The organism is Marinomonas shanghaiensis (assembly GCF_003259175.1).
GTDB lineage: Bacteria > Pseudomonadota > Gammaproteobacteria > Pseudomonadales > Marinomonadaceae > Marinomonas > Marinomonas shanghaiensis.
In genome coordinates this window covers 24,165-43,558 of sequence record NZ_QGOK01000017.1, presented here as the reverse complement: position 1 = coordinate 43,558, position 19,394 = coordinate 24,165, and the positions used below count along the sequence as shown (strand labels likewise).

21 protein-coding genes are annotated in these 19,394 nt (G+C 44.6%); 5 read left to right on the top strand and 16 right to left on the bottom strand.

Going from position 1 to position 19,394, the window contains the following annotated elements; all coding sequences use genetic code 11:
* Nucleotides 1-5: 5 nt before the first annotated feature.
* The 9 genes from fliE to bioB form a co-directional block, all read right to left on the bottom strand.
* Entirely contained in the window at nucleotides 6-368 is a 363-nt protein-coding gene (fliE, locus tag DKT73_RS14055) for a flagellar hook-basal body complex protein FliE (protein WP_111639189.1), read from the bottom strand.
* Nucleotides 369-457: 89 nt separating this feature from the next.
* A complete protein-coding gene (locus DKT73_RS14050; protein ID WP_111639188.1) occupies nucleotides 458-1,804 on the bottom strand; it encodes a sigma-54-dependent transcriptional regulator in 1,347 nt (448 codons plus the stop codon).
* A gap of 1 nt (nucleotide 1,805) precedes the next feature.
* The gene (locus tag DKT73_RS14045; protein WP_111639187.1) at nucleotides 1,806-2,960 is read right to left on the bottom strand and encodes a sensor histidine kinase; all 1,155 of its coding nucleotides are present in this window, start codon (nucleotides 2,958-2,960) and stop codon (nucleotides 1,806-1,808) included.
* Complete coding sequence (locus tag DKT73_RS14040) at nucleotides 2,960-3,430, bottom strand: helix-turn-helix domain-containing protein (RefSeq protein WP_111639186.1); 471 nt, start codon at nucleotides 3,428-3,430, stop codon at nucleotides 2,960-2,962. The genes DKT73_RS14045 and DKT73_RS14040 overlap by 1 nt, the downstream gene beginning before the upstream one ends.
* 89 nt (nucleotides 3,431-3,519) lie before the next feature.
* Complete coding sequence (gene bioD, locus DKT73_RS14035; protein WP_111639185.1) at nucleotides 3,520-4,197, bottom strand: dethiobiotin synthase; 678 nt, start codon at nucleotides 4,195-4,197, stop codon at nucleotides 3,520-3,522.
* A 9-nt stretch (nucleotides 4,198-4,206) separates the two neighbouring features.
* Nucleotides 4,207-5,019: a malonyl-ACP O-methyltransferase BioC gene (bioC, locus tag DKT73_RS14030; RefSeq protein WP_111639184.1), complete on the bottom strand. Its 813-nt coding sequence runs from the start codon at nucleotides 5,017-5,019 to the stop codon at nucleotides 4,207-4,209.
* Entirely contained in the window at nucleotides 5,003-5,806 is an 804-nt protein-coding gene (locus DKT73_RS14025) for an alpha/beta fold hydrolase (RefSeq protein WP_111639183.1), read from the bottom strand. The genes bioC and DKT73_RS14025 overlap by 17 nt, the downstream gene beginning before the upstream one ends.
* 12 nt (nucleotides 5,807-5,818) lie before the next feature.
* Nucleotides 5,819-7,015: an 8-amino-7-oxononanoate synthase gene (gene bioF / locus DKT73_RS14020; protein WP_111639182.1), complete on the bottom strand. Its 1,197-nt coding sequence runs from the start codon at nucleotides 7,013-7,015 to the stop codon at nucleotides 5,819-5,821.
* Complete coding sequence (gene bioB, locus DKT73_RS14015) at nucleotides 6,999-8,069, bottom strand: biotin synthase BioB (protein WP_408631196.1); 1,071 nt, start codon at nucleotides 8,067-8,069, stop codon at nucleotides 6,999-7,001. Before bioB ends, bioF begins: the two co-directional genes overlap by 17 nt.
* Before the next feature lie 342 nt (nucleotides 8,070-8,411).
* Here bioB and DKT73_RS20315 point away from each other — a divergent pair, with 342 nt between their 5' ends.
* Nucleotides 8,412-8,888 carry a ComF family protein gene (locus DKT73_RS20315; RefSeq protein ID WP_232827887.1) on the top strand — a complete coding sequence of 159 codons (477 nt, stop codon included), beginning with the start codon at nucleotides 8,412-8,414 and terminating at the stop codon, nucleotides 8,886-8,888.
* 84 nt (nucleotides 8,889-8,972) lie between these two features.
* Nucleotides 8,973-10,259, top strand: coding sequence for an adenosylmethionine--8-amino-7-oxononanoate transaminase (gene bioA, locus DKT73_RS14005; RefSeq protein ID WP_111639180.1), 1,287 nt, complete (start codon nucleotides 8,973-8,975; stop codon nucleotides 10,257-10,259).
* A gap of 105 nt (nucleotides 10,260-10,364) precedes the next feature.
* Here bioA and DKT73_RS14000 read toward each other — a convergent pair whose 3' ends face one another.
* The 6 genes from DKT73_RS14000 to rpsF form a co-directional block, all read right to left on the bottom strand.
* Nucleotides 10,365-11,918, bottom strand: a complete 1,554-nt coding sequence (locus DKT73_RS14000) for a methyl-accepting chemotaxis protein (protein ID WP_232827886.1) — start codon at nucleotides 11,916-11,918, stop codon at nucleotides 10,365-10,367.
* 97 nt (nucleotides 11,919-12,015) lie between these two features.
* A complete protein-coding gene (gene dnaB / locus DKT73_RS13995) occupies nucleotides 12,016-13,392 on the bottom strand; it encodes a replicative DNA helicase (protein WP_111639178.1) in 1,377 nt (458 codons plus the stop codon).
* A 140-nt stretch (nucleotides 13,393-13,532) separates the two neighbouring features.
* Nucleotides 13,533-13,976 carry a 50S ribosomal protein L9 gene (rplI, locus tag DKT73_RS13990; protein ID WP_111605416.1) on the bottom strand — a complete coding sequence of 148 codons (444 nt, stop codon included), beginning with the start codon at nucleotides 13,974-13,976 and terminating at the stop codon, nucleotides 13,533-13,535.
* Between the two features lie 22 nt (nucleotides 13,977-13,998).
* On the bottom strand, nucleotides 13,999-14,859 hold the full coding sequence (locus DKT73_RS13985; RefSeq protein ID WP_111639177.1) for a hypothetical protein: 861 nt from the start codon (nucleotides 14,857-14,859) through the stop codon (nucleotides 13,999-14,001).
* Between the two features lie 21 nt (nucleotides 14,860-14,880).
* Nucleotides 14,881-15,111 carry a 30S ribosomal protein S18 gene (gene rpsR / locus DKT73_RS13980; protein WP_013662377.1) on the bottom strand — a complete coding sequence of 77 codons (231 nt, stop codon included), beginning with the start codon at nucleotides 15,109-15,111 and terminating at the stop codon, nucleotides 14,881-14,883.
* Between the two features lie 23 nt (nucleotides 15,112-15,134).
* A complete protein-coding gene (rpsF, locus tag DKT73_RS13975) occupies nucleotides 15,135-15,539 on the bottom strand; it encodes a 30S ribosomal protein S6 (RefSeq protein ID WP_111639176.1) in 405 nt (134 codons plus the stop codon).
* A gap of 318 nt (nucleotides 15,540-15,857) precedes the next feature.
* On the opposite strand from rpsF, the gene DKT73_RS13970 reads away from it, so the two are divergent.
* The 3 genes from DKT73_RS13970 (at nucleotide 15,858) to DKT73_RS13960 (ending at nucleotide 18,460) form a co-directional block, all read left to right on the top strand.
* A complete protein-coding gene (locus DKT73_RS13970) occupies nucleotides 15,858-16,583 on the top strand; it encodes a MipA/OmpV family protein (RefSeq protein ID WP_232827885.1) in 726 nt (241 codons plus the stop codon).
* 72 nt (nucleotides 16,584-16,655) lie between these two features.
* On the top strand, nucleotides 16,656-17,558 hold the full coding sequence (locus DKT73_RS13965) for a DMT family transporter (protein ID WP_111639174.1): 903 nt from the start codon (nucleotides 16,656-16,658) through the stop codon (nucleotides 17,556-17,558).
* An 8-nt stretch (nucleotides 17,559-17,566) separates the two neighbouring features.
* Nucleotides 17,567-18,460, top strand: a complete 894-nt coding sequence (locus DKT73_RS13960) for a DMT family transporter (RefSeq protein WP_111639173.1) — start codon at nucleotides 17,567-17,569, stop codon at nucleotides 18,458-18,460.
* Here the strand turns inward: DKT73_RS13960 and DKT73_RS13955 are convergent.
* Nucleotides 18,457-19,284 (bottom strand): DMT family transporter, encoded by an 828-nt coding sequence (locus DKT73_RS13955; RefSeq protein WP_111639271.1) that lies wholly within the window; start codon nucleotides 19,282-19,284, stop codon nucleotides 18,457-18,459. The genes DKT73_RS13960 and DKT73_RS13955 overlap by 4 nt on opposite strands.
* Between the last annotated feature and the right edge of the window lie 110 nt (nucleotides 19,285-19,394).

Genomic DNA, 19,394 nt, shown 5'->3' with positions numbered 1-19,394 from the left:
TACGCCTAAATAGGCATATTCATGATTTTTTCATACGCGTCTACAAGTTTATTACGCACCTGAGTCATTGCTTCAAATGACACACTCGATTTCTGTAGACCAATCATAACTTGAGGTAAATCAACCCCTTCGTCACCGCGTTCATAAGATTGGGCTAATTGTGTAGATTCTTTTTGCAAAGCGTTTACGTTATTAACGGCATTTTTCAACATTTCTGCAAAATCAGCACGCTCAACTGTCTGGCCGCTTCCCTCTTCACCACCCACCTTGGCAATGTTAGACACAGGAGAACTCGGCGCTTGAACTTGCGACCGCATATCCCTCATTTGGGACAACACCTGATTAATGTCTGGTCGACCAGAAATCATGTTATTCACCTAAAAAATCACATTTATATTACTTAACATAACGCTCATACACAGCTTAGCATAAAGCGAATGAAAACAAGACACAAAAATCAATCGACATCGATACCGCTTTCACGCATTTTGGCAATTTTATAGCGTAAAGTTCTAGGACTAATGCCTAGCTTATCTGCAACGACTTTACGTTTTCCATGCGCATCAAGCAAGGCTTGCGCAATAATACGAAATTCATGCTGCTGAACACCTTTCCCCAGAATCGAAGCGGCACTGTCTTCTTCTACTTCCGATACGCTCGATGCCGGCGCCAAACTCATCATATCAAACGCAATATGATCTTCATTAATCTGCGCATTAGGACTAAGAATGAGTGCCCGCTGAATCACGTTATCCAATTCCCGAACATTACCAGGCCAAGGGTGGGATTCTAATTTACTTTGCGCAGAAGGCTTTAATACCGCCCCATTGATGCGCATTTTTGCAGCATGTTTAGCCAACAAATGTTGCGCAATTGGTAAAATATCACCTTTACGCTCGCGAATTGGCAACCAACGCAATGGAAAGACATTCAATCGATAGTATAAATCCTCTCTAAAGCCACCTTCACGGACATATTCAGCCAAATCACGGTTTGTCGTGGCAATAATACGCACATCTAACGGAATGGATTTCTTGCCACCAAGACGCTCAACTTCTTGCTCTTGCAACACACGTAATAACTTAGCCTGTAACCCAACATCCATTTCCGTGATTTCGTCTAACAGCAGTGTGCCGCCGTTAGCCTGTTCGAACTTACCCGCCTGTGAAGACACAGCGCCAGTATAAGCACCTTTTTCATAGCCAAAAAGAATGGCTTCCAACATATTTTCAGGAATAGCAGCGCAGTTTATCGCCACAAATGGCGCATTTGGACGATTAGAGTGCTGATGAATATGGTGCGCCAATACTTCCTTACCTGTGCCACTTTCACCGCAAATCAACACGGTTGAATCGGTCACCGCAACACGTTTTGCTAATTCTAATAACGCTATGCTTGAGGGATCTTTAGCAATAGGGCGAGGCGTTGACGAGGTAGCAGCCTTTACTGTGTACTTAGCAATGGCGTTCAGCAACTCTTCTTCTTGAAAAGGTTTAAGAAGATAGTCAACAGCACCATCACGCATGGCCTCTACTGCATGCGCGATATCACCATAAGCCGTCATTAACATGATGGGCAATTCTGGGTAGGTATCAATAACATGACGCAGTAACCCATAGCCGTCCATGCCCGGTAAATTAATATCCGAGACCACCATATCAAATGTATTATGCTTTAAAGCAATAATGGCTTCCTCAGCACTGTACACCATTTTGCACTGATAGTTGGCGAGCATTAGCGTGTCTTCCAATGCTTCAGCAAGCCCTTTATCATCTTCTACAATTAATAACTTAACATCAGACATTTCATACCCTTACAAGAGGAAGCATCAAACTGGCGGTCGTGCCAGCACCCTCTATGCTGTCTATTTCAAATTTCCCATGATGGGCTCTCGCAATGGCCTTAACAACCATTAACCCTAACCCCGTTCCATGTTGTTTCGTGGTGACAAAGCCTTCTTGCACATGCTCTAAATGCGCCTTAGACATACCAATACCGCGGTCTTTAAAAATCAGTGTCACATAACCTTCGTCATGACGCCAATGCAATCGCACCAAATCCCCTTCGGATTGAGCGTCAATAGCATTGTTTAACAAATTAAGCAGTGCTCCCAGTAATGTTTCTTTATTACATTGAATACAATCTGTGGCCAGGAAATCACACCCTTCGGCCTCAAGGCGCATATTTTTTTGCTCACAAATTTCTTCGCAATGCAAAATTAACTCTTTAACAAAGTCGTCAATAGCAACCGTTTCGTCTAGCTTTATTTCGCTGCGTGAAAAGATCAACATGTCCCGAATTTGTTTTTCAATATTCGCCAACCTATCCGCTAATTTATTGGCGAAAGTTTGGCGCATAACAGCAGGGAGATCCGGTTTCTGCAGATGCCCAGCGTATAAAGTTGCTGAAGACAGTGGCGTTCTAATTTGATGGGCTAACGCCGCCACCATTTTCCCCATATTGGACAGTCGCTCATGGTGACTCAACTTTTTCTGCAGCAAATAAGCTTCCGTCAAATCCACTAAAATAACCAATTGCCCTGGCACGTTACCCAAGGAAGCGGTTTCAACTCGAACACGACGCCCTGTTACCATACTCACATCGTGACCATCGTCCTTTTGTGGACGAAAACTTAATGGAACAATGGCACTCCATGACTGACCAATGAGAGAAAGATTAAACAATCTGCCTGCTACGGGGTTTGCCATGACCACCACCCCTTCCTCGTTCAACAATAAGACACCAACAGGCATGGATTCAAAAAGCTGCTGAAACTGCAGCACAAGCACACGATTCTTATCTTGCTCTTGACGCTTGTCTTTTTCTGACTTTTCCAATTGTTCATACAATCGAACCACTTCTTGTTGAAGGTCAAGGTAAGACTTAGCTAATACATCAGAAGACTCAGAAAACGCTTTAAACGCGGCTTTTAACTCCGCTATTTCTTCATCTTTTGTCACTAAAACTCCGATTTATCAATATTATAGCGACGCATTTTTTCAATGAGAGTCGTGCGTTGTATTTGTAAATTTTGAGCGGCTTTAGACACCACACCTTGAGTAGAGACCAAAGCTTGGCGAATCAATAACGCCTCTAAATGACGAACATGCAAATTCAAATTCACCCCAGATGCCTGAGGAAAAGTATGCAGCTGCTTAATTTCTTTTAGAACGGACGATAAGGTCTGTGATCGCCACGGCAAGGGGCAAAACCAAACGTTATAATCGCCCTCCACTTCCCTAGATTCATTCAAAGAAATCACTGGCACCATCTCATCCAGTTCAAAAGACGATATGACCTTTCCTAAGACAACAAAGTCAGGCAAATGAAACGCTGTCAACGACGTACTATGTTCAATACCAATAAATGTTAAGATACTGGAAACACTCGACATTTCTTCGTCATCTAAACCGCACAACCAAGCTTTCACACCCTCACCTCAACCATAAAAATACGCCAGTCATAATGTGTTTTCATTGTCTATTTACAAGCTGTAGCGCAAACTTTTATCGAAAAATTCTATAGTTTTGACAGCATATCATCAAACGCTTGTTGCGAATCAAGTGGATTTTCATGCCACGGCAGCACACCTAGCAAAGGCGCTGATAATCGGCTAGTGAGACTCGCAAGATTCTCTTCAAAGCTCGGCATTTTTTCTTTGCCAGTATTGGCAACCCAGCCAGCCAAAGACAAACCGTCACGAACAATCGCTTCTGCGGTCAAAATAGCATGATTCAGACAGCCAAGCTTCATATTAACGACAAGAATGACAGGAAAACGCAACGACTTAGCCAGATCGGACAAAAACTCTCTATCATTTAAAGGCACTCGCCAGCCACCGGCCCCCTCTATCAAAGCAAAATCATGAGGTGTAAGCAGGGTACCTTTTATAAACCCTTCTAGTCGGGAAGCCGTCACCAAACGCCCCTCCTTCATAGCCGCAATATGAGGCGCTATCGCTTCCTCTAATACAACAGGGTTTACTTGCTCATAAGCAATCTTCACACTACTTGCCTGCTGCATCAGCAATGCATCACTATTACGTAAGCAATCTTCGATAAGCTCAGCACCAGCAGCAATCGGCTTTAGTCCAATTGACTTAAGGCCAGCACGTTTTGCTGCCTCCAATAGACCCACCGTGACGTAGGTCTTACCCGCATCGGTATCAATACCCGTTACAAAAAAACGTTTTTTCACCCATTACTCCTAAACAATGGCCGGCCGTTGAGCCACAATAAAAGACACTTGATAGCTCAATGGAACCCCACGCTCATCACGCTGCTTTTCATATTCGCGCAGAAATGCCTTCCACCTAGTCGGAGAGACAGAGGAATGCGCATCACCAGCAATCAGACTGGCACCCACTTTTTTCAATGAATAAATAGCCGCCTCAGGTGAATCAAACCACATCAAAATATCAGATAACTGAGAAGACAAAAGGTTCAACCCAGAGGCCTTAATGCAGTCCAAAAGCGCATCTTGCGCCATATAGTCGTGAACATGCCTTTGACTATCCAGACCAACCCAAGCCTGACTGATCTCTGGCATGGAGCCTTGCGATAAAGTGGAGAAAACCACATAACCACCAGGTTTCGTCACTCGAAAAAGCTCGTTAAATAAATCCAATGGGCTAAGACACCATTGGACAGCCAGACTCGAAAAAACCAAATCACACGATTTCTCCTGAAATGGCAGCCGCTCAGCATCCGCACAAACACAGTGAAGATTTGGCAAAGCAGAGAAACGCTCACGTGCTACAGTCAACATCTGTGGCGACAAGTCGAGTGCAATATTGCATTTTGGTTTTAATTGCTGCGATAAGATGCCCAGCGCTTGTCCCGTTCCTGTCCCTAAATCCAACACGACATCAGCCTGGCTTAAAGGCAACATAGCCAACAGACGGTCTAGTACAATTTTTTGGAAATCTGCATAAGAATCATAAGATCGAGAAGCACGATCAAAACGCTTAGCTAACTGTCGTTTGTAACTAAGCGTCGATATATCAGGGGTTATTAGCATCGATAAAGTTTTCTATATGACGCACACATTCTTCTTCCTCTTCAAGGAAAGACTGATGTGCACAATTGGACAGTACTACACAGTGTTGCAAAGGATTGGTATCAACCAGCTGTGCAAGTGATTGACTGGACACCAAGGTGTCTTTGCCACCTAATATGTGTAAATTTGGAAGATCTAAAAGCGACCACTCACGACGCACATCCAGCGCCTTTAACAACCTAAGCCCACCGATCAAAGCAGGACGACTCAAGGTTTTAACAGGCAAAAAAGCCTGCAGTTGTTTTACCAAAGCGCGTTCATTAAGAGCGCCTTTCGCCTGCAACATCACAAAGCGCTTAAGACCCTCTTCTGGCGACTGTTCAACCATGGCCGAAAAGGCATCAAAGTCCTCTACCGACATCCCATTATCCCAACCCTCTCGCTTAATAAAACTGGGCGAAGAAGACAGGGTAATCAAACCCAGCACACAACTAGAACGACGTGCAGCAACATACGCCGACACCATCCCCCCCAAAGACCAACCAATCCACCATGCCTCATTAGGAGCGGCATCAATGAGTTGCTCAGATAACGCATCAATGTCGTAGTTGGGCCCAATACGGGAGCGTGATATCCATTGCTCATCAAGCGAAATACCGGGTAAATTTGCCATAACAACATAAAATCGCTGACTCAGGCGCAGAGCAAAGGAACGCATTACCTCTTTCGGCATCGCCCAACCTGAAACCATAAAAATGGCTTGATTAGACGAATCCCCAAAAGCTTCTGTTTCAATACGTGCTCGCATACTGTCCCTCTATTACTGTGCGTTGAAAAGTTTCGCGGTTAAAACCTGTTCGAGTGAGTCGCATAATAACACTAAATCGTCATCAGAGTGGGCAGCACTTAAGGTAATTCTTAAACGAGCACGTCCCACTGGCACGGTTGGAGGACGAATGGCCGTACACCAAACACCACGCATTTTTAATTGTTCACTTATTTCCAGTGCCGCTTTGCTATCGCCGATAATAATCGGCTGAATCGCGGTATCAGAAGGCATTAACGTAATAGGCAATGACTGAACTCTTCGACGAAAATACGCGACATGCCGAGCCAACCTATCCCGCCTGTCTTGACCTTCTGCTGATTGAATAATCTGTAATGAAGCCAACGTAGCGCCCGCCATGGCAGGCGACATCGCCGTGGTATAAACGTAAGGGCGAGCAAATTGCGTCAGATACGCCGCATAGTCATGAGAAGTCGCTACGAACGCCCCCGCTGTCCCAAACGCTTTCCCAAAGGTACCAACCAAGAGAGGAACACTGGTTGCATCCAACCCTTCTAAAGCCAAACACCCTCTTCCATTTTCACCAAGACAACCCAATCCATGGGCGTCATCCATCATAAGCATCCAACCATACTGGCTAGCCAACTGAGACAACTCTGCCATAGGGGCAATGTCACCATCCATACTAAACACCCCATCCGTGACCAACAACCCAGATGAAGTCGACTTTTCGAGCAGTCGCTGCGCACTCGCAACATCACCATGCAAATAGCGACGCAAAGGCGCTTGTGCCAACACAGCACCGTCAATTAAAGACGCATGATTAAGCTTATCTTGCACGACAGGACGATGTTTATCTGCCAACGCCGATATCACACCTAGATTCGCCATATAACCAGTACTAAACAACATCACGCGCTCATAACCGAGCCACTCGGCTAGCGCCTCCTCAAGCGCCTGATGTGGCGCTAAATGCCCACACACCAAATGCGATGAACCACCGCCAACCCCATAGATTTGCGCCGTATCATTCAGCGCTTTAATCAGTTTAGGGTGATTGGCCAAACCAAGATAATCGTTTGAACAAAACGCTGTGTAATCTTGTGAGTGTATTCGAGTATGCGGAATTTGAGGGCTATTTAGCGTCACGGTTCGACGCATCAAATCTTGTTGGCGACGCTCTTCAAGTGCCGCCAACAGCCAAGCGGGTGTATTAGACACTGGCTTCATAAAACCACTTAGACTCTTCTTGTTTCACTGCTTGTGCCGCAATGGCTTCAGCGACGGCTGCGTCCGAGTGCTCTTCGCGCTTCTCTGGCTGAATACCCAAATTCGCAAACAAGGCCATGTCTTTGTCTGCTTCTGGGTTGCCGGTTGTGAGCAACTTCTCGCCATAGAAAATCGAATTGGCGCCCGCCATGAAACACAAGGCTTGCGTTTGTTCATTCATCCCTTGACGACCAGCAGACAACCGAACATGAGACTGAGGCATCAAAATACGCGCCACAGCGATGGTACGGATAAATTCAAATGTATCCAGATCTTCCACATTTTCAAGTGGCGTCCCTTCTACTTTAACCAGCATATTGATGGGCACACTTTCTGGGTGCGGTGTCATTTGAGAAAGCTGACGCAATAAGCCTACGCGATCTTTTTGCTCCTCTCCCATCCCCATAATACCGCCACAGCAAAGCTTAATACCGGAATCACGAACACGAGAAAGGGTGTCCAAACGGTCTTGATAAGTTCGTGTCGTGATGATGCTGTCGTAAAACTCCGCAGAGGTATCGAGATTGTGATTGTAATAATCCAAACCAACTTCCGATAAACGCTTCGCCTGCTCGTCATTCAACGTCCCTAATGTCACACAAGACTCTAAACCTAACGATTTAACACCTTTGATCATTTCAAGTACATAAGGAAAATCTTTCTCTGAAGGGTGCTTCCAGGCTGCGCCCATGCAAAAACGACTGGCGCCTTTTTCTTTTGCCAGCGCCGCTTCTTCTAATACCTTTTGCACCTCCATTAACTTTTCTTTTTCAAGCTCTGTATTGTAATGACCACTTTGCGGGCAATACTTACAATCTTCTGGACAAGCACCAGTTTTGATTGACAAAAGCGTGCTCACTTGCACTTGGTTAGGGGCAAAATTTTCCCTATGAACCGTCTGTGCACGAAACATCAAATCCATGAAAGGTAAATCAAACAAAGCTTTTATTTCAGCATGAGTCCAGTCAAAGCGCGGCGCACTCGGACGACTTGAAGACAGAGCGTTTGCAGACATGTTCGCTGCAGACACATTTGTAGACGCACTTAAAGACATAGTATCCTCGATCCAGAAAAAATGAATGGAGCAATACTAATGGACTGGAAGAAACTGTCAACCACAAAAATAACGCAGGTTTACAAGAGTATATTTTTAAACCAATGCTATCTTTGCCAAACTCATTGCCAAAGCACAATATGCAAAACCTGCCATGAAGGCTTTCCTCTCAACCTAACCCACTGCCTGCATTGCAAACGCCCCACTCACCTGCCAAATATTTTATGCGGACACTGCCAAACCAGTCTTCCAACCTATCAACTATGCTTCGCCCCTTATCGGTTCGAAGGAATCATAAAGACATTGATCCATAGTATTAAATTCAACCAAGGGACACACTACATAAGACCGCTCACCGAGTTGCTCAGCGCACACCTTATTGATTCATACTCAAAGCAAAGTTGGCCCGAGCAAATCCTTTATGTCCCCAGCCATCCAAACCGCATTAAAGAGCGTGGATTCTGTCAAACCCAAGCCATCGCAACGCAACTGGCTAAAACCCTCAAACAACACCTAGGAGAACAGTGCCCCTCATTACCTAAAACCAATCCTCTTAAGAAAGTTAAAAACACACACGCTCAGCACTCACTGGCTCGAAAGGAGCGACTGAAAAACCCTCAAAACAGCTATTTGATCAATGGCGCCATAGCCGAACATGTCGCTTTGTTTGATGACATCATGACCACGGGAAGCACCATAGAGCATTGCGTCAAACTCTTACTAAAAGCCGGCGCGAAACGGGTTGATATATGGCTCATCGCTCGAACTCCAGACAAATAGCGAAAAAAACATGATGGTATGACCACCTAGCCATCGCACCTTACTTTGCTTTAGTATGCGCCCAACAAAGTGAGAGTAAAGACAATGAAAACAGATCAAGAATACCTAGAATTAGACAAGCAACGGCTATGGCATCCCTACACATCGATGAGTCATCCAAGCCCCCACTTCCTTGTCGAAAAAGCGTCTGGCTGTGAAATCACGCTTAATAATGAACGCACCTTAATCGATGGCATGTCTTCCTGGTGGAGCGTCATTCATGGCTACAATCATCCTGCCATAAATGCGGCCATCGAAGCACAATTAGCACAATTTTCTCATGTCATGTTTGGCGGATTAACTCATAAACCTGCGATCGAGCTGGCCGAAAAGCTGGTCGCCATCACACCAGATGAACTACAACGTGTATTTTTCTCTGACTCAGGCTCAGTGTCCGTGGAAGTGGCCTTAAAAATGGCCATTCAATATTGGAACACCCAAGGCAAACCTGACAAGCAGTTTTTTGTCACCCCCAAAAGCGGCTATCACGGTGACACTTTCGCGGCCATGTCAGTGTGTGACCCAGAGAACGGCATGCATAATTTATTCACTGGCACACTAACACAACAATTTTTTGTTTCACCACCACCAACCGGCATTAACGAACCCATAAAAGCCGGATATCTAGATGAGATTCGCAGCACATTTAAGAAGAACCATACGCGCATTGCAGGCTTTATCATCGAGCCTGTTGTACAAAATGCGGGAGGCATGCGTTTCTACAATCCTGAGTATTTAAATCACATCAGAACGCTGTGCGATGAGTTCGACATATTGCTCATTTTCGACGAAATTGCTACTGGATTTGGCCGTACCGGTAAACTTTTCGCCACCGATCACAGTAATATTTGTCCCGATATTATGTGTGTTGGCAAAGCCTTGACAGGTGGTTATATGACACTGGCGGCAACTTTAACAAACGACAGAGTCGCGCTTGGCATCAGCGATAAAGGTGGCGTTTTCATGCATGGACCAACGTTTATGGGCAACCCACTTGCTTGCTCCGCCGCCAACGCAAGCCTCTCACTTCTGAGCGAATATAATATTCCAGAAAAAATCACCCAACTAGAAGCTTGGATGAAGGACGCGCTCTCACCCTGCGAAAAACTTCAGCAGGTAAAAGAAGTCCGCTGCCTTGGTGGCATTGGGGTTGTTGAATTAAAAAAAGCGGTTAATTTACATGAAATTCAGCCTAAATTCGTCGAATTAGGCGTATGGATACGTCCTTTTGGTAAGCTAATTTACCTAATGCCGCCTTATGTTATTAGCCAACAACAGGTGCAAGCATTGGCTAAGGCCATCTACCAAGTAGTAAGTGAAGAGCCTTGTTAACCCACCAGATCAGAAGGTTGAATAATGAATTGTAGGTCGGTCTTTAGACGGTCAAAAGCCTAACCCTTGACGCGCTAAAGCACGACCTACGACAAACCTGACATATTACTGCTTCATACGCTCTGCAAGATTGCCTTGCTCATAAGCCTCTTCTTCAATGTGGCTGATGTTTGTCACAATATTTCCAGCACGTTCAATACTATTGATACTCAACGCGTCCACTTCTTGCATTTTATCATTTAGATCACGTGCAACACTGGCTTGCTCTTCAGAAGAAACATTAATCTGAGCAGTCATTTCTACGACACGTCGAATAGCCGCTTCTATGTCGTTCATTTTTTGAGCCACGTCGTTGACACTATCAACCCCTTGCTGAGCAACCGCAGTGCCTTTGTCTATCGTATTGGTAACATCTAAGGTATTCTTCTTTAATTCTTCTGTCATACTATTAATGCTCTGCGTGGCATTCTGAGTACGAATAGCCAATGCACGAACTTCGTCAGCCACCACAGCAAAACCACGCCCTGCCTCACCCGCTCGCGCGGACTCAATTGCGGCGTTTAAAGCAAGCAAGTTGGTTTGTTCTGCAATACCACTAATGGAATTCACCACCTCATTGATGCTGTCACTGCGCTCTGCCAAAATAGCGACAACTTTTTTTGCTTCAGAAATATCTTGATACACCTGTCGCATGGTTTCACCTGTTTGCTGAGCAAGCAAACGACTCTGACGGGACAACTCACCCACAGACTCTGTCGCCTCAACAGCAACATGCACATGTTCCGCTACGTGCGTCACGCTCGATAGAAGCTGCGAACTGGCCGCCACGACCCCCTGAAAAGTATCGCGCTGCTTATTAAAATTACTCAGGTTAGCGGTCACACTACTCTTGGCTTCAGACGCTCTCAAGCGAAGCTGCTGAGCACCTTCTTTTAAACGGTATCTGAAAGTATTGCCAGCGGCTTCTTGATGAATTTTTGCAAACTTAACCGCTGCTTTAGCACCCACCGTCTTGCAGTATAAATATTGACCAATGGGATTCCGAGCTTCAGCCGACAAACCAGACACCACTGCGTTTAGTGACTGACTTTGATAATACGTTAAAATGAGCCCTAACAAAGCAAGAACCGGCGCTGACACTTGTAAAGCTAAGTGGTTTGACAACAACCCAACCAACGCCAACAAAAGAAAGCAAAGCATCACCGGCCAGGACACATTACTCAAGTATGAGGCAACTTTAACTCCAACTGGAACCAACCCCTTTCCAGCATTAATACGATCATACACGGACTGTGCGTGCTGAATTTCATCACGCGTTGCTTTGCGACGCACAGACTCATACCCCACCACTTTACTACCATCCAGCAACGGACTTACGTGAGCACTCACCCAATAATGATCACCATTTTCACAACGGTTTTTCACCAACCCCATCCAGCTTTTGCCTTGCTTAAGATTGGCCCACATATCAGCAAAAACCGCCGCCGGGACATCAGGATGACGAATGATGTTATGAGCCTTACCAATCAGAGCGTCACGCTCATAACCTGCAATTTCACAGAAAACATCATTAACAAACGTAATGCGTCCTTTCACATCGGTACTAGAAACTAAGACATAGCTTTCAGGAAAATCATTTTCTTTATTTGTTACTGGCATTTTTCGCATAAACACATCTCGATCTTATAGTAATTATTTTTGCCACCCGTATGGTGGTTTGTTTTAAAGCATGATGTAAAAATACACTAATAAAGGCTTACTCGTCATCAAAATCTCGATAAGCATCCGGCGCCAAATCCTCAAAGCGAGTATATTTACCGACAAACGCTAGACGACAAGTACCAATCGGACCATTACGCTGCTTACCAATGATAATCTCAGCAATACCTTTGTGGGGCGTGTCTTCATGATAAACCTCATCACGATAAACAAAAGAAATAACGTCCGCATCCTGCTCAATCGCACCCGATTCACGTAGATCTGAGTTCACTGGACGCTTGTTTGGCCTATTCTCCAAACTACGGTTAAGCTGAGAGAGCGCCACCATAGGGCATTCCATCTCTTTAGCAATCGCCTTGAGGGATCGAGAAATTTCCGATATTTCATTGGTACGACCTTCTGTAAAACCAGGAATTTGCATTAATTGAAGGTAATCGACCATGATCATAGCAACACCACCGTGCTCACGAGCAATACGACGCACACGAGAGCGCATCTCGGTAGGACTGATACCACCCGTGTCATCAATAAATAGCTTACGGTCTTTGAGCATTTTCACCGCAGACATTAATTTATCCCAATCTTCTTGAACCAGTTGCCCAGAACGCATGCGTGTTTGATCAATTCGACCAAGAGAAGACAACATACGCATCATCAATGCTTCTGCAGGCATCTCCAGACTGAATACGATAACGGGTTTTTCACTGATCATGGTGGCATTTTCCACCAAGTTCATCGCAAAGGTTGTCTTACCCATAGACGGACGACCGGCCACGATAATCAAGTCTGATGGCTGCATACCCGCAGTCATGGCATCTAGGTCCGTAAACCCAGTACTCAACCCCGTAATCGCACCTTCCTGATGATACAACTCATCAATTTTATCGACGGTGGCGCTCAGAATGTCCGCGGCAATTCGTGGCCCACCTTTTTTCTCACCGCCCTCTGCGATTTGAAATATTTTTCGCTCAGCTTCGTCCAGCACTTCTGCTGCTGTCATACCTTCTGGATGAAAAGCTCGCGCAGAAATTTCATTCGTCGTGGAAATAAGGCGACGTAAAATAGAGCGCTCTCGCACGATATCCGCATAAGCGGCAATATTTGATGCGCTGGGTGTCGCTTCCGCGACCTCGATAAGATAAGCCATCCCACCGATCGACTCGAGATCCCCGCGCTTATCCAGCCGCTCACCAATAGTCACCACGTCAATTGGCTCAGACTCATCGGCCAAACGTGCAATCACCGTAAAAATCAATTTGTGCTCTGGACGATAAAAATCATCCGCAATTACCAGCTCAGACACTCTTTCCCAAGCCTGAGGATCGAGCATCAGACCACCGACAACTGAACGCTCAGCTTCAATAGAATATGGCGGTAATTTAATAGAAGCGACTTCAGAATCATTTAGTTGCACGCAAAACACCCATACAGAGACAAAAAAACAGAAAGATTAGCTTATCACGCTAATAAAAAAAGGGCATCTTGCAATAGCAAGACACCCTTCTCTTATTTAAGAAAGATTCGCATCTCTCTTAAGCAATTTGTCGAAACAAATTACTCAGCGATTACAGACAAAGTAACCGTTACAATCACTTCAGCGTGAAGTTGAACGTCTACTTCGAAAGAACCTGTGTGACGAATCGCGCCTTCTGGAAGACGGATTTCAGCTTTCTCTACCGCTACTTGCGTAGAAATAGCATCAGCGATGTCACGAGTACCGATTGAACCAAAAAGCTTGCCTTCATCACCAGCATTTGCAGCGATAGTGAAAGTTTTACCTTCTAGCAATTGAGCACGCGCTTCAGCAGCCGCTTTACGCTCTGCAGCTTGTGCTTCAAGTTCAACACGACGCTCTTCAAAGCTAGCCAAGTTAGCTTTAGTCGCCATTACAGCTTTTTTGTTCGGAATCAAAAAGTTACGAGCATAGCCTGGTTTAACAACTGCAACGTCACCAATACCGCCTAGCTTGTTTACTTTGTCGAGTAGAATAACTTCCATCTCGATCACCTCTAATTAATCATTAGCTATCACTTGAGTTGGACGCCTTACCCTGGATTCGAGAACGTATCTTCACAAAACTGTCAATCACACAAAGTGCCACTAACACATTAGCGAAATACACATTCAAAACGAAAAATCCCACAAGATAAAATGCGATCAGTCCAACAACCCCAATTTCTTTTTTTGCTAAAATACCATGCACTAGAGCAAGCCCCGGCAAAACTAAGGCAGGAATAGCGGCTTGAGATAGAATAGTAAAGGATCCACCTAAGGATTCCCCCACAAGAATCATTCCACCTAACACCAAACTAAACGCAACCGGCAACCTTAATTGATGAAACTCCGTGCGTAAACCGCCCGGATTATAGAGCCCTGCTTGCCACTTTCTTGCCAAAAACAGCGCAATAACAGCAATCACCACTTGAAAAATGGACACAGCCATCACCGCTTGGTGAAAGATCAAGTCTTTATCAGGAACTTCAACACCTTCTGATACCAATACTTTTTGAACCAACGCTACCGCTAAGTTCAAAACATCAGCCATCAAAAGAGGTTGCAGTAAAGTGCTAACGACCGCCAAAAAGCTGCCAGCTAATAACACCCAACTCCATGACATTGTTGACCTAAGCAAATAGCTCAACAACATCACATCAACCAACACCAGAAGTGCCGTTGCATCACCTTGGTATATCCACAGCACAAAGGCTGGCAAACATCCCCAAGCTAATACAGGTATTCCTTCTTTTACACCTTTACGAAGCACCACCAATCCTAAGATTGCAGCGGCCAGCCAAAACATCATAGGGATCAGACCAAACGCCATCACACCAATAATGGCATTAAGACGTTTTTTCATTACCCATTTCGCTAAACCACTCATAAAAGCACTTCTTTCAGCCTATTAATTGAAATGGCTGTCAGTGTAAGGAAGCAAAGCAATGTAGCGAGCGCGTTTGATGGCAGTCGCTAGCTGACGCTGGTAACGAGCCTTAGTGCCAGTAATACGGCTAGGAACGATTTTACCAGTTTCAGTGATGTAACCTTTCAGTGTGTCTAGATCTTTGTAATCGATCTCTTTAACGCCTTCTGCTGTAAAACGGCAGAACTTACGACGACGGAAAAAACGAGCCATGAGTGTCTCCTAATAAAAATAGATTAATCTTCAGATTCTTCAGATACTTCGTCAGAATTGTCGTGGTGACGCTCTTCACGTTGAGGAGCAGAACGACGATCTTCACGACCTTCAGAAGCTTTAATAGGAGATACGTCAGTTACCGCATCTTTACGACGAATCACCAAATTACGGATGATGGCATCGTTGTAACGGAACGTGTCGTTTAATTCAGACAAAACACTGTCAGAACACTCAATGTTCATAAGAACATAGTGTGCTTTGTGAATTTTGTTAATTGGGTAAGCAAGTTGACGACGACCCCAATCTTCAAAACGGTGAACTTGGCCACCATCTTCTTTGATTAGGTTAGTGTAACGCTCTACCATTGCTGGTACTTGCTCGCTTTGATCTGGGTGAACCAGAAAGACGATTTCATAATGACGCATTTAAGCTCCTTATGGGTTCTTAGTCTCCACGCTTGCTTCCCCTGTGATAAAGCTGTGAGACAAGGAGTATTGATTTACAGGGACGCGCATTATATAGCACGAATGGACGATAAGTAAACGAAATCAACACCCCAACCCATAAAACCCATAATAAAAGGCAGCGTTACTCTCCTCACTCAGGCCTCACTCAGGCAAAAAAAGCAAAAAAAATGCACACCAAGAAAAGGTTTTACAGCCCTAATCAAAGACCCTAGAATCAATTTGATTTTTGTTTGTACTTAATTTCTCGACTTACCTCTGTTGACGGACATGGATATCATGAAGAAAGCCTATTTAGCTCTACTATTGACAACCTCAGCCATTGCCCAAGCCGAAACCAATTTGGGCATCATTGTGGTCAAGTCAGAGTCTCTCTATAAAGACACGGACTCCGAGTCTACTTTTTTGCCAAACCTAAGCTATGAGTCAGATCACTTTTTTTTGCGTTTACCAGAAGTAGGTTATCGTTTTTTTCCTAAGCAATCCCCTCAAAATATAGCGATTGGTCTTTCTTACGAAAGCACAGGATTCGATCCCGATGACTCAGACAATGCCAATATTAGACAACTTGATGATCGCGACGCCAGCATCATGGCATTTGCGTCCTATCAGCTAGGACCAGTTACCACAAAGGTGGCACAGGACGTGAGTGGTGAGCACGACGGATACTATGCTCAAATATCCGCTGGTTACCCTATTCCTCTTGGTTCCTGGAGAGTAATACCCTCCATTGCTTATCGCTATATGGACAGCAAAATGAGCAATCATTTATTTGGCGTATCTCAGGCAGAGTCTAATAGAACTGGTGGTGCAATAAATGCCTATGATACAGAGGCCGTTTCTTCCATTCGATATGGCGTCAGAGGCGTCTATTCACTGTCCGACAATGTCAATCTGTTGCTTGGTATCAGCCATACACAATTTGATGACAAAATCTTAAAAAGCCCTATTATCGAAGACAACAGCATTACCTCTTTGTTGGCCGGTGTGAGTGTATCGTTTTAAAGCCAAAAACATGGACAATCACTATCTAAATTTACCTTAACAACACGCACGAAGGCTTTTGGAACAAACCTAATGAGCAAACTATCCAACAACTCTCAAGCCATGTTATTTGGGCTTGGGGCCGTGTTACTTTGGTCAACGGTTGCCACCGCTTTCTCATTATCCCTTAGGCATTTCTCACCAACACAACTGCTACTTGTCGCCAATATTGTGTCGCTGATCTTTTTAATCGGTCTCGTTATCTATAAAGGTGAAATAAAATCCCTCTTACAATTGGCAAGAGAATCATGGAAGTCCTCTTTACTTTTTGGTGCTATTAACCCTTTTCTTTATTACCTCATATTATTGCAAGCCTATGACACACTGCCGGCCCAAGAAGCACAAGCCATCAACTACACCTGGGCCATCATGCTGAGCTTTATGGCTGTCCCTATTCTCAAGCAACGCTTAAAAGTCGCGGATTATATTGCCGCTGGAGCCTGCTATTTTGGCGTCTTATACATTTCAACTCGCGGGCAGATTACCTCATTAGAGTTTTCTAATGTTTCTGGTGTCGCCTTTGCACTTATTAGTACCATCATTTGGGCCCTTTATTGGCTACTAAACACCAAAGATAAGCGCCCTAGCCTCATTGGCCTAACACTGAACTTCACATTTGCCTTACCCATTATTATTCTCTATGCAGGCCTGACAGGAGAATTAACGCATTGGGACCAAGATGGTTTATGGGGCGCCATTTATATTGGCTTATTTGAAATGGGGTTAAGTTTTGTTCTGTGGAATAAAGCCATGAAATTGACAAACAACGCCAGCCAAGTGGCAAATCTGATTTTTCTATCCCCCCTGCTGTCTATTATTTGGCTATCGCAATTTGCCGGAGAACCTATTTTACGCTCTACTCTAATAGGTTTAGCTTGCATCCTCATCGGACTGTTCGTACAAAACATCTCAAAAAAAACCAAACACTCAACATAGGACTTTGCATGCCAGCGTTCGTTTATTTACTTTTGCCGATTTTCTTCTGGTCAGGTAACTACATTTTAGGGCGAATAACGGTCTCAAGTGGCATAGACCCTTTCTCGATCTCGTTTTTACGTTGGGCCCTTGCTTGCCTGATCATTCTGCCGTTCGCTTACCACAAGCTCTGGTCAGAGCGTCACATCATCGCTAAAAATTGGCCTTTATTAGTATTATTCGGCTGGCTTGGTATCTGTAATTATAATTTATTTTTGTACATAGGGCTCACTTCAACCACGGTCACTAATGCCGTGCTGCTCAACTCCATTATGCCCGTGATGATTTTAATCACCGCTCGCATACTATTAGGCAGCAAAACCTCTTGGCTGCAAAACACTGGCATCTTAATTTCCACGCTTGGCGCCATCACCATTGTCAGCCGCGGCAGTCTTGATACTTTTTTACACCTCAGCTTCTCACAAGGCGATTTATGGATTATTACTGCAGCCATTAGCTGGGCTATTTATTCAGTACTAATCATTAAACGACCACAAGGCATGTCTCTAATCGGTTTCTTTGCTTGCACGGCACTCATTGGTACTGCCTTTCAAGCACCGCTGTTTTTTCTTTTCTCAGACAGTACTCTTGCTGATTTTAGTCTCAGTAATTGGGCCGCCATTCTTTATATGGGATTGTTTGCATCCATCGGCGCATTCCTGTGCTGGAATACCGGAGTACAAAAATTAGGCGCCGCTACCGCAGGACACTTTATTCATTTACTGCCCGTTTTTAGTATTGGCCTGTCCGTGCTTTTTTTAGATGAGATCCTGCTAAGCTTTCACTATGTCGGGATCTTGTTAATCTTCTCAGGAATCTTTGTAGCCACCGTACTAAATAAGAAACAGCAAAAAACAACCTAACCTCTATTTCGCGCCATTCTGGTACTGATCAATATGCTGGAAAAAATAAACAGCATCCCCAGAATGGCATAAACGTCCGGCACATGCCCCCAAATAGCCCACCCCCAAAAACCACTAAACACGACCCCCACATAACTTACAGGTGAGACAATACTGGCCGGTGCATAGGTATAAGCCAAATTATAAAGATACATACCAACATACAAGGTGATCGTTACAATCGCCACCAAGGGCCATACCTCTAGGGGCAAAATCAATGACTCCCCTTGAATCCACAGCAAAGGCAACGACAACAGCGTCGACACAAAAAAATACACAAATAACGTTTCCTGACCAGACACCTGCTGAGACAACATACGCGTTGTCACCATAGACAATGCCAAGCCAATCGCAGAAACAAAACCAACCAGGTGCCAAGGATTTAAATGCTCCGGCGTAGGCTGAATAACAAATGCCACACCAATAAAACCGATGATAAGCGGCAGCCAACGAGCCTTTGGAATCCTGATCCTATGAAGCACTAGCACCACAAAAGGCACACACAATGGCGCGCAAGCTCGAAGTAAAGACGCCTCCACCAGAGGAATATGATTCAGCGCCCAATAATAAAAAAGAAAACCAACAAAACCACCAAAACTGCGCAAAAAATGAATTTTCCACACAGAAAAGGGCCGTTTTTGCCAGCGTCCACGCATTTGAGGCAGAAGTATTAAGGCACAGAATAAACTTTGCCAGAAAACCAAGGCTGATACCGCAATCATGGTTTGCGCCTGCTTGGCTGCCAACGCAGTAATCGACATAATAAATGCGTAAGCCATTGTCATCACAATGCCTTTTTTCAATAACTCATGATCGTCCAATGGTACGTCGCTCTATATAAAAAAAATCTAACACCAATAAATTCATTTTCAATTTTATGAATATCACATTAGCT